This is a genomic window from Geodermatophilus nigrescens (genome assembly GCF_900129495.1).
GTDB classification, from domain to species: domain Bacteria; phylum Actinomycetota; class Actinomycetes; order Mycobacteriales; family Geodermatophilaceae; genus Geodermatophilus; species Geodermatophilus nigrescens.
On the sequence record NZ_FQVX01000007.1, the window covers coordinates 33951 to 57447 of the forward strand.

The following is a 23497-nucleotide window of genomic DNA, read 5'->3' on the forward strand; positions in this document are numbered from 1 at the left end:
GTCGCCACGCCGGGTGAGACGTGACGCACCCCGCGTGAGCCCTGTTGCCCACAACGGGCGGCGCTTACGATGTACGCGCGCCCGGACCGAGACACGGCCGGAGGCGCGGTGGTACGAGTCGGCCCCGAGCCGGACGGAGAGGTTCGGTGGACGACACGACCCGGCCCCACGGCACGGGGCCGGTCGCGAGCACGCGCGCCGCGGCCGAGGTCCTGCAGGCCGACCGCTCCCGCACGCGCGCGGCGCGCCGGCTCCGCCTGCGGGACGCCAGCGCCGCCCTCGACCGGCTGGCCGAGCTCGCCGCCCGGCTGCTCGGCGCCCCCATCGCGCAGATCTCCCTGCTCGACGACGTCGAGGTCGTCGTCGCCGGCGCCGGGCTGCCCCCGGGCACGGTCGGCCGCGAGGCACCGCTGGACGCCACCGCGTGCGCGGTCCCGGCCGCTGAGGGCATGCCCGTCGTCGTCCCCGACGTGCACGCCGAGCCCCGCGCCACCGACCTCCCGCAGGTGCGGGCGGGCATCGTCGGCTCCTACCTCGGGGCGCCGATGGTCGACTCCGACGGCTTCGTCGTCGGCGTCGTCTGCGTGGCCGCCCCGACGCCGCGGCCGTGGTCGGACACCGACGTCGCCACCCTGCGCCAGCTCGCCGCCGCCGCCATCACCGAGCTCGAGCTGGCCGCGCTGCGCACCGCCTACGAGGGCGACCGGCTGCGCTACGGCCTGGCGATCGACGCCGCCGGCATCGGCACCTTCGACTGGGACCTGCGCACCGGCGAGCTCACCTGGGACGACCGGCTCATCGAGATGTTCGGCTACGACGCGGAGTCCTTCGGCGGCACCATCGAGGCCTTCAACGACCGCGTGCACCCCGACGACCTGCCGCGCGTCACCGACGCCCTGCAGGCCAGCATCGCCGCGCTCGGCGACTACGAGGCCGAGTACCGCGTCGTGTGGCCCGACGGCGAGACGCGCTGGGTGCAGGCCCGCGGGCGCACGCTGCGCGACGGCGACGGCGGCGCCGCCCGGGTGCTCGGCGCCGCCTACGACACCACCGCCGAGCGCGCCGCCGGCCTGCGGGTCACCCGCGTGCTCGAGGCCATGCCGGCCGGCTTCTACTCCCTCGACCGCGAGTGGCGCTTCACCCACGTGAACGCCGAGGCCGAGCGCCTGCTGGGCCGCGGCCGCGACGACCTCCTCGGCCAGGAGCTGTGGACGGCGTTCCCGGCGGCCATGGACGGCGCCTTCGAGACGCACTACCGGGAGGCGGTGCGCACCGGGAAGCCGGTGCAGTTCGACGCGCACTACCCCGCGCCGCTGCACGGCTGGTACGAGGTCCGCGCGTGGCCCAGCCCCGAGGGCCTGTCGGTGTACTTCCTCGAGGTCACCGAGCGCCGCCGCGTGCAGGACCGCGCCGAGCGGGGCGCGCAGCGGCTGGCGCTGCTCGCCCAGGTCAGCGCCGAGCTCGCCGGTGCGCTGGACGCCCAGACCGCCACCGCGCACCTGCCGCGGCTGGTCGTGCCCGCGCTGGCCGACTGGTGCATCGTCACCGTCGTCGACCCCGACGGCCGCCCCCGCGACGTCGGCCACTGGCACGCCGACCCGGCGGCCCGCCCGCTGGTCGACCGGTACGCAGGCGCCCGGATCGACGCCATGCCGGTCACCGCGCCGCTCATGCGGGCCCTGCTCACCGGCGAGGCCGTCATGGAGCGCACCCGCGCGGTCGTCGACCTGCTGCCCGAGGGCGAGGCCCGCGACCTGCTCACCGCGCTCGCGCCGGAGTCCGCCGTCGCGCTCCCCCTGCGCGGCCGCGACCGGACCCTCGGCGTCATGACCCTCTACTTCCGCCGGGGCTGGGCCCCGCGGGAGGAGGACCTCGCCACCGCCCAGGACGTCGCCGACCGGGCCGGCCTGGCGCTGGACAACGCCCGGCTCTACGGGCAGCAGCAGGCGCTTGCCGAGGGGCTGCAGCGCAGCCTGCTCACGGAGCCGCCGGAGCCCGACCACGCCGAGATCGCCGTCCGCTACCTGCCGGCGGCCGAGGCGGCGCGGGTCGGCGGCGACTGGTACGACGCGTTCCTGCAGCCCGGCGGCGCCACGATGCTGGTCATCGGCGACGTGGTCGGCCACGACACCGAGGCCGCCGCGGCGATGGGCCAGCTGCGCGGCCTGCTGCGCGGCATCGCCACCTACAGCGACGCCGGCCCCGGCGAGGTGCTGCGCGGCCTGGACGCCTCCATGGCGCTGCTGCAGACCCACGTGATGGCGACCGCCACCGTCGCCCGCTTCGAGCAGACCGCCGACGAGCTCGAGCGCGGCGTCACCCGGATGCGGTGGGCCAACGCCGGGCACCTGCCGCCGCTGGTCATCAACCCCGACGGCAGCGTGGCCGAGCTGGCCTCCTGGCGCGGCGACCTGCTGCTCGGCGTCGACCCCGAGGCACGCCGGGAGGAGTCGGTGGTCACGCTCGACCGCGGCGCCACCGTGCTGCTGTTCACCGACGGGCTCATCGAGCGGCGCGACGCCGACCTCGACGCCGGCATGGCCCGGCTGCGCGAGGCGCTGCGCGAGCTCGCCGGCCGGCCGCTGGACGAGGTGCTCGACGAGGTGCTCGACCGGCTGGTGGACGGCCGCCCGGAGGACGACGTCGCGCTGGTCGCCGTCCGGCTGCACCGCCAGGACCGGCCGCGGCCGCTGGACGCCGGCCCCAACCGGGTGCCCGACGTCGTCCCCGACGACCCCGCGAGCCCGACGCTCCGCTGACCGGTCAGGAATCGAGAAGCCCCCGGGGCCGGCCGGGCCCCAGGATCGTCGCCAGGACACCGGACGACGAGAGGGAGCGGGACGTGACCGGCAGCGACGTCGAGGAGAGCACCGGCTTCAGCGCCGAGGAGCGCGCGGCCATGAGGGAGCGCGCGGCCGAGCTGCGCGCCGGGGGGCGGAAGGGCGCGAAGAAGGCCGACGGGCTGACGGCGGTCCTCGACCGGATCGCGGAGATGGCGCCGGAGGACCGGGCGCTCGCCGAGCGGGTGCACGTCGTCGTCACCACGCACGCCCCGCACCTGGCGCCGAAGACCTGGTACGGGATGCCCGCCTACACGAACGCCGAGGGGAAGGTCGTCGTCTTCTTCCAGGACGCCGGCAAGTTCGGCACCCGGTACTCGACCCTCGGCTTCAACGACGCCGCGACCCTGGACGACGGCGACCTGTGGCCGGTGTCGTTCGCGCTGCGCGCGTGGGGCCCGGCGGTGGAGGAGCGGGTGGTCGGGCTGGTGCGGACCGCCACGGCCTGACCGCCCGCCTCCTCAGTCGCGGCCCTTGTCGCGGCGCACGGTCACCTTCTTGCCCTTGACCGAGCTCGCCTTGAGGGCGGCGATGACCTCCTCGGCCGCGGCGGCGGGCACCTCGACCAGGCTGAACCGCTCGGCGATCTCGATCGCGCCGACGTCGCGGCCGCGCAGGCCGGTCTCCCCGGCGATCGCGCCGACGAGGTCGCCGGGCCGCACGCCGGCGCTGCGGCCGGCGCCGATGAACAACCGGACGCTGTCGCCGGAGCCGCCCGACCGGGACCGGAGCGCGCGGCCCTGACCGCGGTCGCCGTCGCGCTGCGGGCGCTCCGGCCGGAGGGTGACCTCGGGGATCTCCTCGTCGTCGTCCGGGCCGGTGGTGGCCTCGTGGGCGAGCTTGACCGCCGCGAGCGCCACCTCCATGACGTCGAACTCGTCGGTGAGCGTCTCGACGACGGCGCGGAAGCGCTCGAGGTCGTCGCCGAGCAGGCTCTCGCGCAGCGCGGCGCGGGTGAGCTCGAGCCGGCGGGCGCGCAGATCGGCGACGGTGGGGACCCGCTCGACCTTGATCGGGGCGCCGGTGACCCGCTCGATGGTCTTGAGCATCCGGTGCGCCCGCGGCTCGACCAGCGTGATGGCCACGCCCTCACGCCCGGCCCGGCCCACGCGGCCGATGCGGTGCACGTAGGTCTCCGCCGCGGCCGGGACGTCGTAGTTGACGACGTGGGTGAGCTGCTCGACGTCGAGGCCGCGGGCGGCGACGTCGGTGGCGACCAGGAGCTCGGCGGTGCCGCCTCGCAGCCGGCCCATGACGCGGTCACGCTGCTCCTGGCTCATGCCACCGTGCAGCGCCTCGGCCCGGTAGCCGCGGCCGTTGAGCGTCTCGGTGAGGTCGTCGACCTCGTCGCGGGTGCGGCAGAAGACGATGGCCGCCGTCGGGCTCTCGACGTCGAGCACGCGCCCCAGCGCCGCCGGCTTGGCCGCGCGGGAGACGACGAAGGCGGTCTGGCGCACCCGCGGCGCCTCGCCCTCGGTGGGCACCTCGCGGGCCACCTGGATGCGCAGCGGGTCGCGCAGGTGGCGGCGTGCCATCGCGTCCAGGCGGCGGGGCATGGTGGCGCTGAACAGCACCGTCTGCCGCTCCTCGGGCACCTCGTCGAGCAGCGCCTCGAGGTCCTCGGCGAAGCCCATGTCGAGCATCTCGTCGGCCTCGTCGAGCACCACGGTGGCGACCCCGCCCAGGTGCAGGCTGCCGCGCTGCAGCAGGTCCAGCGCCCGGCCGGGGGTGGCGACGACGACGTCGACGCCGGCCTCCAGCGCGCGCAGCTGGCGCGGGATCGGCTGGCCGCCGTAGACGGGCACCACGCGGGCGCCGAGGTCTCGGCCGTAGCGGTGCAGCGCCTCCGACACCTGGATGGCGAGCTCGCGGGTGGGCACGAGGACCAGGGCCAGCGGGTCGCCGCCGGGGCGCTCGTCGGGCAGCCGCTGCAGCACCGGGAGCGCGTAGGCGGCGGTCTTGCCGGTGCCGGTGGCCGCCTGGCCGAGGAGGTCGCGGCCGGCGGCCATCGGCGGCACCGCCTCCCGCTGGATCGGCGTGGGCTCCTCGTAGCCCAGCCGCGTCAGCGCCGCCAGCAGCTCCTCGCGCAGCCCGAGGTCGGCGAAGGTCACCGCCTGCTCGTCGTGCTCGGTCGCCTGGCCGCTCGTCTCGCCGTCCACCCGTCCAGTGTCGGCCATGTGCCCGCCCGGCCCGACGTGGCACCCTCCCCGGGTGACCCCCGCGACCGCCGACCCCGCCCGCGACGCAGACCTCTGCCTCCGGCCGGCCACCGAGCTGGCCGCCCTCGTGCGGAAGAGGGAGGTGTCCGCCCGCGAGCTGCTCGACGCGCACCTCGCGCGCATCGAGCGGGTCGACCCGCAGGTCAACGCGATCGTCACGCTCGACGCCGAGGGCGCGCGGGCCGCCGCGGACGCCGCCGACGCGGCGCTCGCCGCCGGGGAGCCGGTCGGGCCGCTGCACGGGCTGCCCGTGGCCCACAAGGACACCCACGCCACCGGCGGCATGCGCACCACGTGGGGCTCGCCGCTGCACGCCGACACCGTCCCGGCGCGCGACGAGCTCGTCGTCGAGCGGCTGCGGCTCGCCGGGGCGATCCGGGTGGGCAAGACCAACGTGCCGGAGTTCGCCGCGGGCTCGCACACGTTCAACACCCTGTTCGGCGCGACCCACAACCCCTACCGGCACGGGCTGTCGGCCGGAGGGTCCAGCGGCGGCGCCGCGGCCGCACTCGCCGCCGGGCTGGTGCCGCTGGCCGAGGGCAGCGACATGGGCGGCTCGCTGCGCAACCCGGCGGCCTTCTGCAACGTCGTCGGCCTGCGGCCCACCCCCGGCCGGGTGCCCACCTGGCCGGCGGCGATGGGCTTCTCGACCCTGTCGGTGCAGGGGCCGATGGGCCGCACGGTGGCTGACGTCGCCCTGACCCTCTCGGCGATCGCCGGGCCCGACCCGCGGGTGCCGATCTCGCTGGCCGACGACCCGGCCGGCCTCGCCGCGCCGCTGCCGGAGGACCTGCGGGGCCTGCGGGTGGCCTGGGCGCCGGACCTCGGCGGCCTGGTCCCGGTCGACCCGGCGATCCCGGCCGTGCTGCGCGAGGTGCTGCCGGTGGTGGAGTCGCTCGGCGCCACCGTGGAGGAGGCATGCCCGGACCTGCGCGAGGCCGACGAGGTGTTCGGCACGCTGCGCGCCTGGCTGTTCGAGGCGACGTTCGGCGAGGCCGTGCGCCGCTCGCCGGACAAGGTGAAGGCGGCGATCCGCGGCAACGCGGCGATCGGTGCGGCGCTCACCGGCGCCGACGTCGGCCGGGCCGAGGTGGCGCACACCCGGCTGTACGAGCGCGTCGTCGGGTTCTTCGACCGCTACGACGTGCTGCTCGCCCCCACCACGCAGGTGCTGCCCTTCCCCGTCGAGCAGGAGTACCCCACGGAGGTCGCCGGGGTGCCGCAGGCCGACTACCTCGGCTGGATGCGGGCCTGCACGCTGGTGTCGGCCACCGGCTGCCCCGCGCTGTCGCTGCCCGGCGGGTTCACCGCCGACGGGCTGCCGGTGGGCCTGCAGGTCGTCGCCGCCCCGCGGGCCGACCGGCGGCTGCTCGAGGTCGCGCACGCGATCGAGCAGGCCACCGGCTTCGGCCGCCGCCACCCGGTCCTCTGAGACCGTCTGCGGCTCTCTAGTTCCCCGACTAGAGAGCCGCAGACGGGCACATGGACGTCCTTAGCGGCGCCCGGTCCGGGGCGGCGGCGGGGCCACCGGGGTGTCGGAGTGCTCCTCGAGGACGTCGGCCGCCGAGCCCACGATCAGCGGGTCCGGGTCGCCGACGACGGCGCAGTCCTTGTCCTCGTAGTCCAGCCGGCACAGCACGTGCCGCATCGCCTCGAGTCGGGCGCGCTTCTTGTCGTTGCTCTTGATGACCGTCCACGGCGCGTGGGCGGTGTCGGTGTGCAGGAACATCGCCTCCTTGGCCTCGGTGTAGGCGTCCCACTTGTCGAGGCTGGCGAGGTCGGTGGGCGAGAGCTTCCACTGCCGCACCGGGTCGATCTGCCGCACGATGAAGCGCGAGCGCTGCTCGCCGCGGGACACCGAGAACCACAGCTTGAACAGCCGGATCCCGCTGTCGACGAACATCCGCTCGAGCTCGGGGGCCTGCAGCAGGAACTGCTGGTACTGCTCCTCGGTGCAGTAGCCCATCACCCGCTCGACGCCGGCGCGGTTGTACCAGGACCGGTCGAACAGCACGATCTCGCCGGCCGCCGGCAGGTGCTGCACGTAGCGCTGGAAGTACCACTGGTTCTGCTCGCGCTCGGACGGCTTGTCGAGGGCGACCGTGCGGGCGCCGCGCGGGTTGAGGTGCTCGGTGAACCGCTTGATCGTGCCGCCCTTGCCGGCGGCGTCGCGGCCCTCGAAGACGATGACCAGCCGCTGGCCGGTGTCCTTCACCCAGCCCTGCAGCTTCAGCAGCTCGATCTGCAGCCGGCGCTTCTCGATCTCGTACTCCCGGCGCTCCATGCGCTCGGTGTAGGGATAGCCCTCGCGCCAGGTCTCGACGCGCTCGCCGTCGGGGCCGAAGAGCTCGCGGTCGTCGTCCCAGTCCTCGTCGCTGTTCTCGTCGGGGAGGGAGTTGAGCCGCCACTTCGTGAGGTCGAGGACCTCGGCCTTGTGGGGCACGCGGACCGGCGGCGGGGCCGGCTCGCCGTCGGCGTCGTCCTCGCTGCGGTCGACGAGGGTGTCGGGCTGCACGGGGGCGTCTCCTCCCGGGAGTGGTCAGGGACGCTGGCGGCCGTACCCCGGACGGGCGCGGACAGTCCTGTTCCGGGATGCGGGCGTGGGCCGCGCGGGGCCGGGGTCGCCGGCCTCCAGCACGTGGGCGACGGCGTACTCGGCGAGCGCGGCCAGCGGGCGGGCGTCGGTGCCGGGCTGCAGCGCCGGCAGCAGGTGCACCTCGACGACGCTGCCGCCCTCCGCGGACCGCACGGCGACCGGGCAGACCGGCACCTGCGCATCGACGGCGGCGGCGACCGCGCGGGCGCGGAACCGGCCGGGCTCGCCGTCGGCCGCTGCGCCGCCGGGGTGCGTGGCGACGCTGACGCCGGCGCGCAGCAGGGCGGTGACCTCGGCCCGCACGGCGCCGCTGCCGTCGTCGACGAACAGGCCGCCGCGGCGGGCGAGCGAGCGCAGCAGGGGGGTGTCGACCAGGGCGGCGTCGACGACGGGGGTGGCCGGGACGACGGTGGCCAGCGCCAGCACGTCGAGCCAGCCGGCCGCGTTGGCGACGACCAGGCGGGGGCCCCGCGGCCAGGCGACCGGGGACGAGACGACGCGCACCCGCACGCCCTGGGCACAGAGGATGTCGGCGGCGGTGCACACGAGCAGGCGCCGGCGGCGACGGTCCCCGCCCCACGAGGCGGTGGCGGCGCGGACGGCGGTGCGGGCCACCGTGCTCGCGACGGCGGGCGTCAGGGTGGCGGTCGGGCTGTCCACGGGGCCTCCCGGTGTGGTCTCTCCGGGGGCCAGCGTCGGCGGCTCAGGTGTCCTGCGGGTGACGGCCGTGCGGAGATCCCCCGTCGGGACCGTGCACTCCCTCCCGGGTGACCACCCGTGCGGGTGCACGCGCGCCTGCGCGCGCCTCTCGTGTCGATCATCGGATGCGTGCACGGGACACGCGCGGACACGCCGGGACGAGCGGCACGCATCCGATGATCGACGGCTGAGCGGACCCCTACCGGCGGCGGAGGCCGCGCAGGGTGCGCACCGCGACCACCAGCTCGGGCAGCTCGTGCCGGTCGCCGGCGGCGATGTCGGCGAGCTGGGCGGCGGCGCGGCGCTGCGGGCCGTCCCAGCCCTCCGCCCACTCCCCCACCAGCTCGGCGGCGTCGCCGCTCCCCCGCGCGGACAGCACCTCAACGGCGAGCTCGGCCTGCTCGGCGGCCAGGTCGTCGCGCAGCGCGGCGCGGGCCATCGACGGCCAGCGCCGGTCCCGCGGCAGCGCGATGACCAGCTCGCGCAGCGGCACCAGCGCCAGCCGCTCGGCCAGCTCCTGCGCCACCCGCCCGGCCAGCTCGATCGGCGCCCCGGTGCGCTCGGCGACGACGGCGAGGTCCAGCGCGGCCGGCAGCAGCGGCGCCGCGGCCACCTCCCCCGCCAGCGCCTCGGGCACCCCGGCCGCGCGCAGCCGCTCGGCCCGCGCCGCGTAGGACGCCGCCTCGTCGCCCAGCAGCCACCCGGGCAGGCCGGCGCGCACCGCCGCCACCGGCGCGGCGAACCGCTCGGTCACCGCGGTGATCCCCGCGGCGGGGTGGACCAGGAGCTCGGGCAGCCGCAGCAGCCACCGCGCGGCCCGCTCCGACAGGCGCGTGGCCTCGGTGCGCAGCTCCACCTGCACCGGCGCGGGCACCCGGTTGTCCAGCGGCCGGACGGCGTCCCACAGCCCGTCGACGTCGAACACCGCCCGGGCCACCGCGTGCGCCCGCACGACGGCGGCGAGGTCCAGGCCGGTCTCCTCGGCGAGCCGGTACAGGCCCGTGACCCCGGCGGTGTTGACCGCCCGGTTGGTCAGCGCGGTCGCGATGATCTCCCGCCGCAGCGGGTGGCCGTCGACGGCCGCGGCGAACCGCTCCCGCAGCGGCGCCGGGAAGTAGTCGCGCAGCAGCCGGGCCAGCGCCGGGTCGTCGGGCAGGTCGCCGTGCAGGACGGCGTCGTTGACCTCGAGCTTGGCGTAGGCGAGCAGCACCGACAGCTCCGGGCTGGTCAGCGCGTGCCCGTCGCGGCGGCGCTGGGCGAGCGCGCGGTCGTCGGGCAGCGCCTCCACCGCGCGCACGAGCCGGCCGGTGCGCTCCAGGTGCCGGAGGAACCGCTCGTGGGCGTCGAGCAGGCTGCGCGAGGACGTCACCTCGGCGGCGAGGGTGGCGTTCTGGGCGTGGTTGTCGGTGAGGACGGCGGCGGCGACCTCGTCGGTCATCTCGCCCAGCAGCGCGGCGCGGCCGTCGGCGTCCAGGGCGCCGGCGGCGACCACCCCGTTGAGCGCGATCTTGATGTTCACCTCGTGGTCGGAGGTGTCCACGCCGGCGGAGTTGTCGATCGCGTCGGTGTTCACCCGGCCGCCGGCCAGCGCGTACTCCACGCGCCCGCGCTGGGTGAGGCCGAGGTTGCCGCCCTCCCCCACCACGCGCACGCGCAGCTGGTGGCCGTCGACCCGGACGGCGTCGTTGGCCTTGTCGCCCACGTCGAGGTGGCTCTCGGACGCCGCCTTGACGTAGGTGCCGATGCCGCCGTTGAACAGCAGGTCCACCGGCGCGAGCAGCACCGCGCGGATGAGCTCCACCGGCGAGAGCGTGTCGACGTCGTCGGGCAGGCCCAGGGCGGTGCGCACCGGCCCGCTGACGGGGATCGCCTTCGCCGTCCGCGGCCAGACCCCTCCCCCGGCGCTGATCAGCGCGGGGTCGTAGTCGGCCCACGAGGAGCGCGGCAGGTCGAACAGGCGGCGCCGCTCCGCGAACGACGTCGCGGCGTCCGGGGTCGGGTCGACGAACACGTGCCGGTGGTCGAAGGCGGCCACCAGGCGGATGTGCTCGGACAGCAGCATCCCGTTGCCGAACACGTCGCCGGACATGTCGCCGACGCCGACGACGGTGAACTCCTGGCTCTGCACGTCGAGGTCGAGCTCGCGGAAGTGCCGGGTCACCGACTCCCACGCGCCGCGGGCGGTGATGCCCATGGCCTTGTGGTCGTAGCCGACCGAGCCGCCGGAGGCGAAGGCGTCGCCCAGCCAGAACCCGCGCTCGAGCGCGACGGCGTTGGCGAGGTCGGAGAAGGTCGCCGTCCCCTTGTCCGCGGCGACCACGAGGTACGGGTCGTCGCCGTCGTGCCGGACCACCCGCTCGGGCGGCACGACCTCCCCGCCGACCAGGTCGTCCGTCAGCGACAGCAGCGCGCCGATGAACAGCCGGTAGCAGGCCTGCCCCTCGGCCAGGACCTCCTCGCGGGAGGCGCCGTCGGGCGGGGGGTTGCGCACGACGAAGCCGCCCTTGGCGCCGGTGGGCACGATGACGGTGTTCTTGACCATCTGCGCCTTGACCAGGCCGAGCACCTCGGTGCGGAGGTCCTCGCGGCGGTCGGACCAGCGCAGCCCGCCGCGGGCGACCGCGCCGAAGCGCAGGTGCACGCCCATCACCCGGGGGCTGCTGACGAACACCTCGCGGGCGGGCCGCGGCTCGGGCAGGTCGGGCACGGCGTGCGGGTCGAGCTTGATGGCCAGCGGGCCGCCCGCGTAGTAGGTGGTGCGCTGGGTGGCGGTGACGGCGGCCAGCAGGCTGGTGAGCACGCGGTCGGCGTCGAGGGAGTCCACCCGCCCGATCGCCTCGCGCAGCGACGCGGCCAGCGCCTCCTGGCGGGTGCCCCGGCCGGCCTCGCGACCGGGCGAGAACCGCGTCTCGAACAGCGCCACCAGCCGGGCGACGACGTCGGGGTGCGCGGCCAGCGTGGTCTCCACGTAGCGCTGGCCGAAGGGCAGGCCGGCCTGGCGCAGCCACTGCACGTAGGCGCGCACCACGGTGACCTGCCGCCAGTTCAGCCCGGCCAGCAGCACCAGCGCGCCCAGGCCGTCGTCCTCGGCGTCGCCGCGCCAGACCGCCGCGACCGCCTCGGTGAAGCGCTCGGGCAGCGACCCGGGGAACGGCAGCTCGCCGCCGGGCAGCGTGGCCGGCGGCACGGTCAGGCCGAAGTCGTAGATCCACGCCGGCCGGGCGCCGATCCGGTCGATCTCGTAGGGCCGCTCGTCGACGACGTCGACGCCCATGTGCTGCAGCACCGGCAGCACGTCGGACAGCAGCAGCCGCTCCCCCACCCGGTAGACGGTCAGCCGCGGCTCGCCCTCGGCGGCGCCGCGCGGGCGGCGCAGCCGCAGGCCGAGCTCCCCGGGGGCGAGGGCGTCGAGGCGGGCGAGGTCCTCCACGGCCGTCGTCGCCGGGAAGTCGTCCTGGTAGGAGGCCGGGAAGGCGTCGGCGACGCGGGCGAGCACCTGCTCGGCGTCGGCGCCGTGGCGCTCGGCCAGGGCGTCGGCGAGGTCGTCGGTCCAGCTGCGGGCGACGGCGGACAGGCCGTGCTGCAGCGCGTCGACGTCGACGTCGGACAGCGCGGGCACCCCGCCGCGGGCCACCGGCACGCGGACGACGAAGTGCAGCCGGGCGAGGACCGACTCGGTGACGTGGGCGCTGAACTCGATGTCGCGGCCGCCCAGGCGGGAGAGCAGCTCCTGTTGCATCGCCAGGCGCACCTCGGTCGTGTACCGGTCGCGCGGCAGGTAGACCAGCGCCGACCAGAACCGGCCGTAGGGGTCGCGGCGGAGGAACAGCCGCGTCTGGCGGCGCTCCTGCAGGTAGAGCACGGACATCGCGACCGGCAGCAGCTCGCCGGCCGCCGCCTGGAACAGCTCGTCGCGCGGGAGCGTCTCCAGGACGCCGACGAGCGTCTTGCCGGTGTGGCTGTCGGCGGGCACGCCGGAGCCCTCGACCACCTCGTCGACCTTCCGGCGCACCAGCGGCACGTCGCGCACGCCGGCGGCCGCCGCGGTGCTCGGGAACAGCCCGACCAGGCGGTGCTGGCGGGCCGGACCGCCGTCCTCGCCGGGGAGGGTGACGGCGACGAGGTCCAGCCAGGCGCGGCGGTGCACGGTGGAGCGGATGTCGGCCTTGGTCACGGTGACCAGCGCGGGCCCCAGCGCGCCCGCGGCCTCCGGGAGTGCGCCGCCGGAGTCGCTGCGCAGCACGCCGAGGCCGGAGCCGGGGACGGCGCGCACGCCGTCGCCGCCCACCTCGACCTCGCGGGCGCCGAGCAGCACGAGGTTGCCGTCGGCCAGCCAGCGCAGCAGCGCGGCCACCTCGGCGGGGTCGTCGGCCGGGTCGGCGGTGGCCTGCGAGCCGATCTCCTCCAGCCGGGTGGCCAGCTCCAGGGCGCGGGCGGCGATGCGCGGCGCGTCCTCGTCGACGGCGCGCACGTCGGCCAGGGCGGTGCGCAGGCCGGCGACGAGGTCCCCGGAGGCCTCGTCGTCGAGCGGCCCGTCGAGGACCACGGCCATCCACGACTCGGCCAGCGCGTCGGGACCGCAGTCGCCGACCTCGGTGCCGCCGCTGTCGCAGAACGCCCGCAGCGCGCCGGACACGTCGCGGCGCACCACCACCACCGGGTGCACGACGTGCTGGAGGCCCACGCCCTGGCGGACCACCTCGGCGGTCACGGAGTCGACGAGGAAGGGCATGTCGTCGGTGACGACGAGCAGCAGCCCGCGGCCGTCGGTCAGCCGCTCGACGACGACGGTGGCCGAGCCCTGCGGCCGGACGGCCGCCACCCGCAGGTGCCGCAGCGCCAGCGCCGCGAGGTCAGCCGGTCCGTGCCCGAGGACCTCGGCCGGCGGCTCGGACCAGTAGTACCGCTGCAGCAGGGCCGGGAGGTCGGTGACCTGGCAGCCGGCCGGCAGGGCGGGGCCGCCGTCGAGGGCTCCCTCCGCCGCGGCGGCGGCCTCGGCCAGCAGTGCCCGCTTGCGGTCGTTCGCCGCCTCGAGGGCGACCAGCCCGGGCGGGGCGGCGTCCTCCGGTCGGCCGGGGACGACGGTGTCCACGCCGGTGGTGCTCATGGCCACCGACGCTAGTCGAAGGACCCCCCGCCCCCCACCGCTCGCGAGCGCGCGTCGGGCCCCTGCCGGGGGACGGGCTCAGCGGCGGTCGAGCACCAGGTCGGCGGCCCAGCCGACGACGGCGAGCACGAGGCCGCCGAGCACCGCGGTGCCGAAGCCGTCGACCGACAGCCGGTCCGACAGCGCCGCGGTCAGGCCGAGCAGCGCGGCGTTGACGACCAGCAGGAACAGCCCCAGCGACAGCAGGATCGCCGGGAAGGAGAGGAACCGCAGGATCGGTCCGACGATCGCGTTGACGACCGCGAAGACGAGTGCGACCCAGAGGAAGGTGCCGCTGATGCCCAGCGCCCCGTCCTCGTTGCCGTCGATCTGGATGCCGGACAGCAGCCGCGTGAGGCCGTAGAAGGCCAGGGCCATGACGACGACCTTGAGCGCGAACCTGATCACGGCCGCCACGCTAGCGGCGCGACCTGTGAGGTCCTGTCGTCTGACGCCGTCTAGGGCTCTCTCGGGTCGGCCGCAGAGCCCCCTAGACGGACCTCGAGAGGCGTAGGCGGGCCCGATCCGGGCACTGGACGGGGACCAGTCCCCGGGAGGTGGTCCGGCGTGGTGGACCGGCTCGTGGTCGTGGGCGCCTCGGCCGGCGGCCTGCAGCCGCTGCGGCAGCTGCTCGCCGCGCTCCCGGGTGACCTCCCGGCCGCCGTCGCCGTCGTGCTGCACCTCTCCCCCACCGGCGAGAGCCGGCTGCCCGAGCTGCTGTCCCGCGGCGGGGCCCTGGCCGCCCGGCACGCCACCGAGGGCGAGGCGCTGACCGCCGGGAGCGTCGTCGTCGCCCCGCCCGACCGGCACCTGACGGTGCTCGACGGGCGGGTCCACCTGTCGCGCGGGCCCCGGGTCAACCGGCAGCGTCCGGCCGTCGACGTCCTGCTCCGCAGCGCCGCCCGCTCGCACGCCGGCGGCGTCGTCGCCGTCGTGCTGTCCGGCGCGCTCGACGACGGCGCCGTCGGCTCGGCCGCCGTCGCCGCACAGGACGGCACCGTGCTCGTGCAGGACCCCGCGGAGGCCCGGGTGACGGGCATGCCGCGGGCGGCGCTGACCACCGTGCGCCGCGCCCGTGCCGTGCCCACCGCCGAGCTGGGCCCCCTGGTCGCCGACCTGGTCCGGCGACCCCTGCCGCCGGCGCCCGGCGCCGCTCCCCCGCCCGACCCGAGGAGCCCGCTCATGTCCAGCGGCCCGACGTCCGCGACCGACCTCGGAGCGCCCGCCGCGCTCGGCTGCCCCGACTGCCAGGGCGGCATGTACGAGAGCACCGCCGACGGCGCCGTGGGCTTCACCTGCCACGTCGGCCACTCGTGGTCCGCGCAGAGCCTCCTCCAGGCCCAGGGCCAGGCGGTCGAGGACGCGCTGTACAACGCCGCGTCCAAGCTGCTGGAGACGGCCTCCGTGCACCGCCGGCTGGCCGGGCTCGCCGGTGGCCCCGCCGGGGAGGAGCACCTGCGCGCCGCCGAGCGGGCCGAGCGCCGCGCTGAGCGCCTGCGCGCCGAGCTGGACGGGGACGCCTGACGCGACACGCGCTACGCCGTTCTACGGATCTCTACGGTCCGGGCTAGACGCGGCCATACGGTGCTCGACGTGGACCCCGTGCGGAACCCCTACGCCCCCGGCGCCGGGCAGCGCCCGCCCGAGCTGGCCGGCCGCGACGACGAGCTGTCGGCCTTCGACGTCGTGCTGGAGCGGATCGCGCGCGGCCGGCCGGAGCGCTCGCTGGTGCTCACCGGGCTGCGCGGCGTGGGCAAGACCGTGCTGCTCAACCAGCTGCGCTCGGCGGCGATCGGCCGCGGCTGGGGCACCGGGAAGATCGAGGCGCGGCCGGACCAGTCGCTGCGCCGGCCGGTGTCCTCGGCGCTGCACATGGCGCTGCGCGAGCTCCGGCACCCCGACCAGGAGTCGATGGACAGCGTGCTCGGCGTCCTCAAGGCGTTCGCGCAGCGGCAGACGCCGGCCGACGCGAAGCTGCGCGACCGGTGGCAGCCGGGCATCGACGTCCCGGCCACCAGCGGCCGCGCCGACTCCGGCGACATGGAGATCGACCTCGTCGAGCTGCTCAGCGACGCCGCGGGGCTGGCCGCCGACGTCGGCCGCGGCATCGCCCTGTTCATCGACGAGATGCAGGACGTGCAGGCTCCCGACGTCTCGGCCATCTGCGCGGCGTGCCACGAGCTGTCGCAGCAGGGCGCGCCGCTGATCGTCGTGGGCGCGGGACTCCCCCACCTGCCCGCGGTGCTGTCGGCGTCCAAGAGCTACTCCGAGCGGCTGTTCCGCTACCTGCGCATCGACCGCCTGGACCGGCCCGCCGCCGACCGCGCGCTGCTGGCGCCGGCCGAGCGCGAGGAGGTCAGCTACGAGCCGGCCGCCCTCGACGCGCTCTACGACGCCGCCGACGGCTACCCGTACTTCGTGCAGGCCTACGGGAAGGTCACCTGGGACGTCGCGGCGGCCTCCCCGATCACCGCGGCCGACGTCGCCATGGCCGCCCCGGTGGCCGAGGCCGAGCTCGCCGTCGGTTTCTTCGGGTCCCGCTACGACCGCGCCACCCCCGCGGAGCGCGAGTACATGCACGCGATGGCGGAGCTCGGCGGGCCGGCCGGCGCCCCGGTGGCGACGTCGGAGGTGGCCGCGGCGCTGGGCCGCAAGCCGGCGTCGCTGTCCCCGGCGCGCGACTCGCTGATCAAGAAGGGCCTCGTCTACTCCGCCGAGCGCGGCCAGATCGCGTTCACGGTGCCGCACTTCGGCCGCTACCTGCTCCGCCACCCCGACTAGGACCCCAGGCATTGGATCCTCTCCCCACGTCCTGGGCGCCGAGACGTGGGGATCGGATCCCATGCCTCGTCGTCGGCGGACGGTTGGGCGGCGCAACCGGGGGCACCGTCCCCCCCGTGCCGGGAGCTGTCGAGGCGGGACTGTGGGGGCTGCTGGGCGGCGCGGCCCTCGTGCTGGGGGCGCTGGTCGCCTGGTTCGTCCGGGTCCCGCAGGCGGTCATCGCCTCGGTGATGGCGTTCGGCTCGGGCGTGCTCATCTCCGCCGTCGCCTTCGACCTCATGGCCGAGGCCGCCGACACCGGCGGGCTCACCGCCACCGCCGTCGGCTTCCTCGGCGGCGCGCTGGCCTACGTCGGCGCCAACGCGCTGCTGGCCCGGCGCGGCGCCCGCCACCGGAAGCGCTCCGGCGCGGGCGGGGAGCAGCAGCCCTCGGAGGACGAGCAGTCCGGCAGCGGCGCGGCCATCGCGGTCGGCGCGCTGCTCGACGGCGTCCCCGAGTCGGTCGTGCTCGGCCTCGGGCTGCTCGGCGGCGGCGCGGTCAGCCCGTCGGTGCTCGCCGCGGTCTTCATCTCCAACGTGCCCGAGGGCCTGTCCAGCGCGGCCGGGATGAAGGCCAGCGGGCGGCGGGCCGGCTACGTCTTCGGCGTCTGGGGCGGGATCGCGGTGGTCAGCGGCCTGGCCGCGGCCCTCGGCTACGTCGCGCTGGGCAGCGCGTCCCCCGAGGTGGTCGCCGTCATCACCGCCGTCGCGGCCGGCGCCATCCTCACCATGATCGCCGACACGATGATCCCGGAGGCCTTCGAGCGCACGCGCACCTGGACCGGCGTCATCACCACCGTCGGCTTCCTCGTCGCCTTCGGCATCGAGCGGCTCGGCGCGTGACCGGGCAGGGTGGGGACGTGGTCGAGCCCGTGCAGGTCCGTGTCCCGGTCGACGGCGGGGAGCTCTCCGCCCTGCACTGGGCCGCCGACGCCCCCGGCTCCCCCATCGTCGTGCTGGTGCACGGGATCACCGCCAACGCGATGGTCTGGGCGCCGGTGGCCGCCGCCCTCGCCGGGGAGTTCGAGGTGGTCGCGCCCGACCTGCGCGGCCGCGCCGGCTCCGCCGGCCTGCCCGGCCCCTACGGCCTGCAGCGGCACGCCGACGACGTCGCCGCGCTGCTGGACCGCTACGGCGCCGACGACGACGCCGGAGCCGACGCCACGGTGCTCGTCGGCCACTCGATGGGCGCGTTCGTCGCCACGCTGGCCGCCGCCGACCCCGCCCGCGACCGGGTGCACGGCCTGGTGCTCGTCGACGGCGGGCTGGCGCTGCCCGAGCCGCCCGGGGCCGACGTCGACGCGAAGCTCGCCGCGCTGCTCGGCCCGTCGCTGGGCCGCCTCGGCACCACGTTCCCCGACCTGGCCGCCGTCCGGTCGTTCTGGGCCGGGCACCCCGCCGTCGGCCCGTGGGTGGACGAGCCCGCGGTGGCCGCGTACCTCGCCCGCGACCTCGCGCCCGGCGAGCCGCCGCTGCGCAGCGCCTGCGTGCCCGAGGCGGTCCGGGTCGACGGCGGCGACGTCCTGCTCAACGAGCGGGTGCTCGAGGCGACCGGGGCGCTGCCGGTGCCGGCCACGCTGCTGTGGGCCACGCGCGGGCTGCTCGACCAGACGCCCGGCCTCTACGACGACGCCCGGCTGGCCGGGATGGGCCTCGACGGGCTCGGCATCGCCGCGCAGGAGGTCCCCGGCACCAACCACTACTCGATCCTGTGGAGCGAGGAGGGGGTCGCCGAGATCGCCGCGGCGGTGGCCGCGGCGGCGACGGTCGGCTAGGAGGACCGGCGGCTAGGAGGACCGTCGGCTAGGCGGACCGTCGGCTAGGCCGGGCGCCCGACCACCGGGGGCAGCACCTCGGGCCCGGCCTCCGCGGGGCGCTCCTCCCGCATCGGGTGGGCGCGCACCGCGAGCACCGCGACGTCGTCCTCGGCGCCGTCGGCGAGCATCTCGGTGAGCAGGTCGTCGCACAGCTCGGCCAGCGGCCGGTCGCCGCCGTCGGCCAGCAGCGCCCGCACCCGGTCGCGGCCCTCGTCCAGCGGGACGCCGCGCCGCTCGAAGAGCCCGTCGGTGAACAGCAGCAGCGTGGCGCCCTCGGGGACGACCGCCTCGCCGTCGGCCCGCGGCCCGCGCCAGCCGATGCCCAGCGGCGGTCCCACCGGGGCGCTGAGGTCCTGCACGGTGCCGTCGGGCAGCAGCAGCATCGGGTCGGGGTGCCCCGCCGACGACCAGCGCAGCCGGCGCACCCCGGCGTCCCGCTCGGCCGCGTCCTGCTCCACGCGGCAGACCAGCGCGGTGGCCATCGCGGGGACGTCGAGCCCGACGATCGCGTGGTCGACCCGGCGCAGCACGCCCGCGGGCTCCTCGAGCCGGTCGAAGGCGATCGCGCGGACCAGCGTCTTCACCTGGCCCATGGCCGCGGCGGCCTCGATGTCGTGGCCCATGACGTCGCCGATCACCAGCACGGTGTCGCCGTCGGGCTGCAGGAAGGCGTCGTACCAGTCGCCGCCGATCGCCACCCCGCGGGTGGCCGGGCGGTAGCGGACGGCGAGCTCGAGGTGGTCGGGCTGCACCGGCGGGGACAGCAGGCTGTGCTGCATCCGCTCGGCCACCTGCTGCGCGGCGGTGGCCAGCCGGGCGTTGTCGAGGGCGAGGGCGGCGCGGCGGGAGGCGATGTCGGCGGTGCGCAGCTCGGCCTCGGTGTGCGGCCCGCGCTCGGGCCCGTTGACCAGCGTGAACGCCCCGAACAGCTCGCCGCGGGCGAGCAGCGGGAAGGTGGCGACGGCGGAGGGGCGCAGCGGCGCCAGCGCGGCCCGGCTCTCCTCGTCGGCCGTCATCGCGACGACGTCCTCCGGCGTGAGGTGCGGGATGACCACCGGGCGGCCCTGCGACAGCGCCGTCGGCACGGGCGCATTGGGCCGGTTGGTGCGCACCCGCAGGTCGGCGTAGCGGTGCATCGCCCCGACCATCGCCGGGTCGCTGTGCGCGCGGCCGACGTCGCGGCGGGTGCCGTCGGGGTCGACCACGCTCACCAGGCACCAGTCGGCCAGCACCGGGACGACGGTGGACGCGAAGCGGGCGACCGCCTCGTCGACGTCGGTGGTGGAGGTCATCGCCTGGCTGATGTCGCCGAGCAGGGCGAGGTACCGCGCCGAGGTCGCGGCCAGCACCGCGGACGCGGCGGCCTCCGCGGCCGCCCGCTCGCGGGCCGCGACCGCCGCCGCGCGCTCCTCCTCGGTGCGCCGGCGCATCGTGACGTCGTCGTAGGTGACCACCAGGCCGGCGGGGGTGAGGAAGGCGTCGGCGCGGAACCACCGGTCCAGCGGCGCGAAGAAGGCCTCGGTGCCGCCGGCCACGCCGGTCGCGCGCACCCGGCGGTACAGCTCCTCGAACGGCCCGCCGACGGCCTCGGGGAACTCCTGCCAGATGGCGTGCCCGACGAGGTCCGCGACGGTGCGCTCGAGGACGGCGGCACCGGCCGGGTTGACGTAGCTGAACCGCCAGTCGCCGTCGAGGACGAACAGCGGCCGGTCCATGCCCTCGACGGCCTGCACGAGCAGGTCGCCGGGCGGCGGGGCCGCGCCGTCCGGGGTCATGGGGACACATGCTGCCCCATCGGGGCGGCCCGGTCTCGGTTGCCGTACCGGCCCGCCCCCTCCTGATGAGGCGGCGCGCGCGCCGGACCGTTGGCAGGAGCGCCCGGCGGGGGCCATGATCGCCGTCGAGGCCGCGGGAGCCAGCAGCGCCCCGGAGGGCACCGGGAGGTCCAGGGGCGATGGCCGACCAACCCGTCGCGGGGCCGTTCCCCACCGTCCCGCTCACCCGGCGCACCCCGGGCGACCCGGCCGCGCTCGCGGCGCTGGTCGACCGGCTGCCGGCCGCCGTCCTCGCGCTGGACCCCGCGGGCCGGCTCACCTGGCTCAACGCCGCCGCCGAGCGCCTGCTCGGCGCGCTGTCGCCCCTGCTGCTGGGACAGGTGCTCGCCGAGGTGCCGGGGACCGCCGGGCGGGCGCTCGCCTCCGCCGGCGCCGAGGCCGCCGACACCGGGGAGCCGGTCACGGTGCAGGCGGCCGGCGGCTGGTACGAGGTGCGCGCCGCCCGGGCCGAGGAGGGGCTGGCGCTCACCGTCTCCGACGTCTCCCGCCGCCGCACGGTGCAGGAGCGCGCCGACCGGTCGGCCGCCCGCGCCACGCTGCTGGTGCGGGTGGCCGCGGAGTTGTCGGGCGCCCTCGACGGCGTCTCCGCCCTCGGCCGGCTCGCCCGGCTGGTCGTGCCGGTCCTCACCGACGGCTGCGTGGTCACCGTCGTCGACCGGGACGGCCGCGCCCGCGACGTCGGGTCCTGGCACGCCGACCCCGACCGCCGCGACCTGCTCGCCCGCTACGCCAGGGTGCGGCTGGACACGCTGCCGCCGTCGTCGCCGGTCGGGCGGGCGCTGCGCACCGGCGAGCCGGTGTCCTCCGCCGTGACCGACGTCCTGGCGCTGATGTCCGACGACGGCACGCGGGAGATGCTGCGGGCGCTGCGGGCGGAGTCGGTGGTGGTGCTGCCGCTGCCGGCCGAGTCGCGCACCGTCGGCGTCCTGTCGCTCTACCTCGACGCCGGCCGGCAGGTGTCGGCCGAGGACCTCGCCACCGCCCGCGCCGTCGCCGTGCAGGCCGGCCGCGCGATCGACCGGGTGGGCCGGCAGAGCCGCCAGATCCAGCTCGCCGAGGCGCTGCAGCGCAGCCTGCTCACCGACCCGCCGGACTTCCCCGGCGTCGAGGTGGTGGTGCGCTACGTGCCGGCCGCGGAGGCCGCGCGCGTGGGCGGCGACTGGTACGACGCGTTCCGGCACCCCGACGGCGACGCCGTCGTGGTCATCGGCGACGTCGTCGGGCACGACACCGCGGCGGCCGCGGCGATGGGGCAGCTGCGCGGGCTGGTCCGCGGCATCGCGCACTCCAGCCGCGGTGGCCCGGCCGAGGTCCTGCGGGGCCTGGACGAGGCGATGGCGACCATGCACGCCGGGACGCTGGCCACGGCCGCCGTCGCCCGGCTGGAGCGCGGCGGCACCCGGCTGCGGTGGGCCAACGCCGGGCACCCGCCGCCGGTCCTGCTGTGGCCCGGCGGCCGGGTCGAGGCGCTCGCGCACGAGGAGGCCGACCTGCTGCTCGGCGTCGACCCGGAGGCCGAGCGCCGGGAGGACGTGGTGGCGCTGGCCCCCGGGACGACGGTGCTGCTGCACACCGACGGGCTGGTCGAGCGGCGGGGCAGCACCCTCGACGAGGGCACCGAGCGGCTGCACGCGGCGCTGGCCGAGCTGGCCGGCGCGCCGCTGCCGCAGCTGTGCGACGAGCTGCTGGCCCGGCTGCTGGAGGGCACCCCGCAGGACGACGTCGCCGTGGTGGCGTTCACCGTGCGGCCGCCCGTCTGAGGGGGAGACGCCTCACACCACGGGGGCGGGAACGGTTGGGCAGCGCACCGGCTGGGCACCCCCGGGACCGTCCGAGAACGGGACGACGGCGGAGAGAGGACATGGCGCGAGCGAGCTGGCCCCTGCGACCGCTGCCCGACGGGCGCGGTGAGCTGTGGCGCTGGGACCTGGGCGACATCGCCGAGCTCCCGGCTGCGCGCGCCGGCCTGCGCGACCACCTGGGCTCGCTCGGCTTCCCGCGCGACCCGGAGGACGCGGCGTCGGACCGGTTGGTCCTGGCGTTCGACGAGCTGGCGTCCAACGCGCTGCGGCACGGCCTGTCGCCCGTCGTCGCCACCGTGGTGGCCGGCACCGGCGGCTGGCTGCTCGACGTCAGCGACCGCGACCCGGACACCATGCCGGCGCCCGCGGTCGGCCGGGACCCCGCGAAGGGCGGCCTGGGCCTCTACCTCGTGGCGCGGCTGTCGGTGGCCCACGGCTGGTACGTCGACGACGGCTGCAAGCACGTGTGGGCGTGCCTGCCGACGTCGATGGAGGAGCACGCGGTCAGCACCGCCTGACCACGCCGGCCGGTCAGGTCAGCCAGGCGCGCAGCGGGGGCAGGACGACGTCGGTGAGCAGCCGGTAGCCGCGCGCGTCGGGGTGCACGCCGTCGCCGGCGCGCACGGCCTCCGCCCAGGCGGGGTCGCCGGCGAGCGGGCCGGCGAGGTCGGCGAACGGGACCGCGCGGGAGGCGGCCACCTCCGCCATGGCGGCCGACAGGGCCAGCGCCCGGTCGGTCCAGCCGGCGTCGGCGCCGGGCGGCGGTCCGGTGACGAAGGCGGGCCAGCCGGCGGCGTGCGCCTCGTCGAGCATGCCGGCGACCACCTCGAGCGTGCGCTCCTGCGGGACGCGGCGGCGCCCGGCGGGCGCGGAGACGTCGTTGGCGCCGAGGGAGAACACGACGCGGTGGTCGGTGCCGTCGCGGAGCCGGGCGCGGACCTCGGGGTACCACCGGCGGGCGATGTCGAGGGAGGTCTCGCGGCGGATCCCGAGCGGGTAGCCGGTGACGTCGGTGCCGTCGGCCCGCAGCGCGGCGAGCACGGGCCCGACCCACCCGGCGCCGGTCTCGTCCCCGACGCCGGCGGTGAAGGAGTCCCCGACGAGGCAGAGGCGCAGGTCCCGGGTCACGGGGGGAGTGTGCCGTCCGGGCGGACGGCGGGTCCGAGTGCGCCCGGGGCGGCGGGGACGGGAGTCCCTGCGCCGCCCCGGGGCAGTCTCGATGTCGACCGGTCACGGTGTCGTGGCCGGTGGCGGGCCCGGAGGGTCCCCGCCGGACGCGACGGTGGTGCTCCGCGTCAGACGGGGACGGCTCCTGGCCGCGGTGTCGTCCGGTAGGACGACGTGGTTACGGGATCACCAGGGAGAGGCGTCCCTTGCCGTAGCCGGGGACCTCGACGGCGAGGTCGAGCCGGTTGAAGGCGGCGAGCATGCCGGCGATGTCACCCGGCAGGTCGTCGCCCGGGGCGTACGACGAGTAGAGCTTCGAGTGCGGCGCGCCGGGCACGTTGAACAGCGCCGACAGGACGTTGACGACCTCGTGCAGGGCCTCGGTGAGCATCGCGGTGAGCTCGCCGTCCTCCTCGACGACGTCCTGGACGCCGCCGGGCGGGAGCAGGGCCAGCGCGCCGCCGGTCCACGCCGCGAGCGGCAGGTCCATGACGCAGAGGGCGTTGACGGCCATCGTCGGGCTGACGTAGACGGCGACCGAGACCGGGTCCTTCTCG

At 76.9% G+C, this 23497-nt stretch carries 17 protein-coding genes; 9 read left to right on the forward strand and 8 right to left on the reverse strand.

The features are described 5' to 3' along the window. Positions 1–146 precede the first annotated feature (146 nt). Together BUE37_RS22430 and BUE37_RS22435 are read left to right on the forward strand one after the other, a co-directional pair. Positions 147–2759 (forward strand): SpoIIE family protein phosphatase, encoded by a 2613-nt coding sequence (locus tag BUE37_RS22430; RefSeq protein WP_073422682.1) that lies wholly within the window; start codon positions 147–149, stop codon positions 2757–2759. Positions 2760–2842: 83 nt separating this feature from the next. Continuing rightward, positions 2843–3289, forward strand: coding sequence for an iron chaperone (locus tag BUE37_RS22435; RefSeq protein WP_245794886.1), 447 nt, complete (start codon positions 2843–2845; stop codon positions 3287–3289). 12 nt (positions 3290–3301) lie between these two features. Here the strand turns inward: BUE37_RS22435 and BUE37_RS22440 are convergent, their stop codons facing one another. Beyond that, a complete protein-coding gene (locus BUE37_RS22440; RefSeq protein WP_245794887.1) occupies positions 3302–4999 on the reverse strand; it encodes a DEAD/DEAH box helicase in 1698 nt (565 codons plus the stop codon). 52 nt (positions 5000–5051) lie between these two features. On the opposite strand from BUE37_RS22440, the gene BUE37_RS22445 reads away from it, so the two are divergent. Continuing rightward, positions 5052–6491, forward strand: a complete 1440-nt coding sequence (locus tag BUE37_RS22445) for an amidase (RefSeq protein ID WP_073422684.1) — start codon at positions 5052–5054, stop codon at positions 6489–6491. A 60-nt stretch (positions 6492–6551) separates the two neighbouring features. Here the strand turns inward: BUE37_RS22445 and ppk2 are convergent, their stop codons facing one another. The 4 genes from ppk2 to BUE37_RS22465 all read right to left on the reverse strand — a co-directional run bounded on the left by ppk2 (position 6552) and on the right by BUE37_RS22465 (position 13908). Then, entirely contained in the window at positions 6552–7574 is a 1023-nt protein-coding gene (gene ppk2, locus BUE37_RS22450; protein WP_083629028.1) for a polyphosphate kinase 2, read from the reverse strand. Positions 7575–7598: 24 nt separating this feature from the next. Then, on the reverse strand, positions 7599–8315 hold the full coding sequence (locus BUE37_RS22455) for a 1-acyl-sn-glycerol-3-phosphate acyltransferase (protein ID WP_073422685.1): 717 nt from the start codon (positions 8313–8315) through the stop codon (positions 7599–7601). A gap of 238 nt (positions 8316–8553) precedes the next feature. Next, entirely contained in the window at positions 8554–13461 is a 4908-nt protein-coding gene (locus tag BUE37_RS22460) for an NAD-glutamate dehydrogenase (RefSeq protein WP_083629035.1), read from the reverse strand. 78 nt (positions 13462–13539) lie between these two features. Then, on the reverse strand, positions 13540–13908 hold the full coding sequence (locus BUE37_RS22465) for a phage holin family protein (RefSeq protein ID WP_083629036.1): 369 nt from the start codon (positions 13906–13908) through the stop codon (positions 13540–13542). Positions 13909–14067: 159 nt separating this feature from the next. Here BUE37_RS22465 and BUE37_RS22470 point away from each other — a divergent pair, with 159 nt between their 5' ends. The 4 genes from BUE37_RS22470 to BUE37_RS22485 all read left to right on the forward strand — a co-directional run bounded on the left by BUE37_RS22470 (position 14068) and on the right by BUE37_RS22485 (position 18094). Continuing rightward, positions 14068–15024: a chemotaxis protein CheB gene (locus BUE37_RS22470; RefSeq protein WP_073422686.1), complete on the forward strand. Its 957-nt coding sequence runs from the start codon at positions 14068–14070 to the stop codon at positions 15022–15024. A gap of 69 nt (positions 15025–15093) precedes the next feature. Continuing rightward, on the forward strand, positions 15094–16281 hold the full coding sequence (locus BUE37_RS22475; protein ID WP_073422703.1) for an ATP-binding protein: 1188 nt from the start codon (positions 15094–15096) through the stop codon (positions 16279–16281). A gap of 116 nt (positions 16282–16397) precedes the next feature. Beyond that, on the forward strand, positions 16398–17162 hold the full coding sequence (locus BUE37_RS22480) for a ZIP family metal transporter (protein WP_073422687.1): 765 nt from the start codon (positions 16398–16400) through the stop codon (positions 17160–17162). Between the two features lie 17 nt (positions 17163–17179). Next, positions 17180–18094 carry an alpha/beta hydrolase gene (locus BUE37_RS22485; RefSeq protein WP_073422688.1) on the forward strand — a complete coding sequence of 305 codons (915 nt, stop codon included), beginning with the start codon at positions 17180–17182 and terminating at the stop codon, positions 18092–18094. Positions 18095–18138: 44 nt separating this feature from the next. Here BUE37_RS22485 and BUE37_RS22490 read toward each other — a convergent pair whose 3' ends face one another. Beyond that, positions 18139–19911 (reverse strand): SpoIIE family protein phosphatase, encoded by a 1773-nt coding sequence (locus tag BUE37_RS22490; RefSeq protein WP_073422689.1) that lies wholly within the window; start codon positions 19909–19911, stop codon positions 18139–18141. Positions 19912–20090: 179 nt separating this feature from the next. Here BUE37_RS22490 and BUE37_RS22495 point away from each other — a divergent pair, with 179 nt between their 5' ends. Continuing rightward, positions 20091–21731, forward strand: a complete 1641-nt coding sequence (locus tag BUE37_RS22495; protein ID WP_083629030.1) for a GAF domain-containing SpoIIE family protein phosphatase — start codon at positions 20091–20093, stop codon at positions 21729–21731. Positions 21732–21832: 101 nt separating this feature from the next. Next, complete coding sequence (locus BUE37_RS22500; RefSeq protein WP_073422690.1) at positions 21833–22291, forward strand: ATP-binding protein; 459 nt, start codon at positions 21833–21835, stop codon at positions 22289–22291. 13 nt (positions 22292–22304) lie between these two features. Here the strand turns inward: BUE37_RS22500 and BUE37_RS22505 are convergent, their stop codons facing one another. Both BUE37_RS22505 and BUE37_RS22510 read right to left on the reverse strand, forming a co-directional pair. Beyond that, positions 22305–22901 (reverse strand): GDSL-type esterase/lipase family protein, encoded by a 597-nt coding sequence (locus BUE37_RS22505; protein ID WP_073422691.1) that lies wholly within the window; start codon positions 22899–22901, stop codon positions 22305–22307. 217 nt (positions 22902–23118) lie between these two features. Continuing rightward, a partial coding sequence (locus BUE37_RS22510; RefSeq protein ID WP_073422692.1) for a hypothetical protein occupies positions 23119–23497 on the reverse strand: 379 nt, incomplete at its 5' end.

What these genes read in the sequence shown, in the direction of transcription:
- BUE37_RS22460 (WP_083629035.1), bottom strand. Translation starts at nt 13,461, where the DNA reads ATGAGCACCACCGGCGTGGACACCGTCGTCCCCGGCCGACCGGAGGAC.
- BUE37_RS22490 (WP_073422689.1), bottom strand. Translation starts at nt 19,911, where the DNA reads ATGACCCCGGACGGCGCGGCCCCGCCGCCCGGCGACCTGCTCGTGCAG.
- BUE37_RS22495 (WP_083629030.1), top strand. Translation starts at nt 20,091, where the DNA reads ATGGCCGACCAACCCGTCGCGGGGCCGTTCCCCACCGTCCCGCTCACC.
- BUE37_RS22500 (WP_073422690.1), top strand. Translation starts at nt 21,833, where the DNA reads ATGGCGCGAGCGAGCTGGCCCCTGCGACCGCTGCCCGACGGGCGCGGT.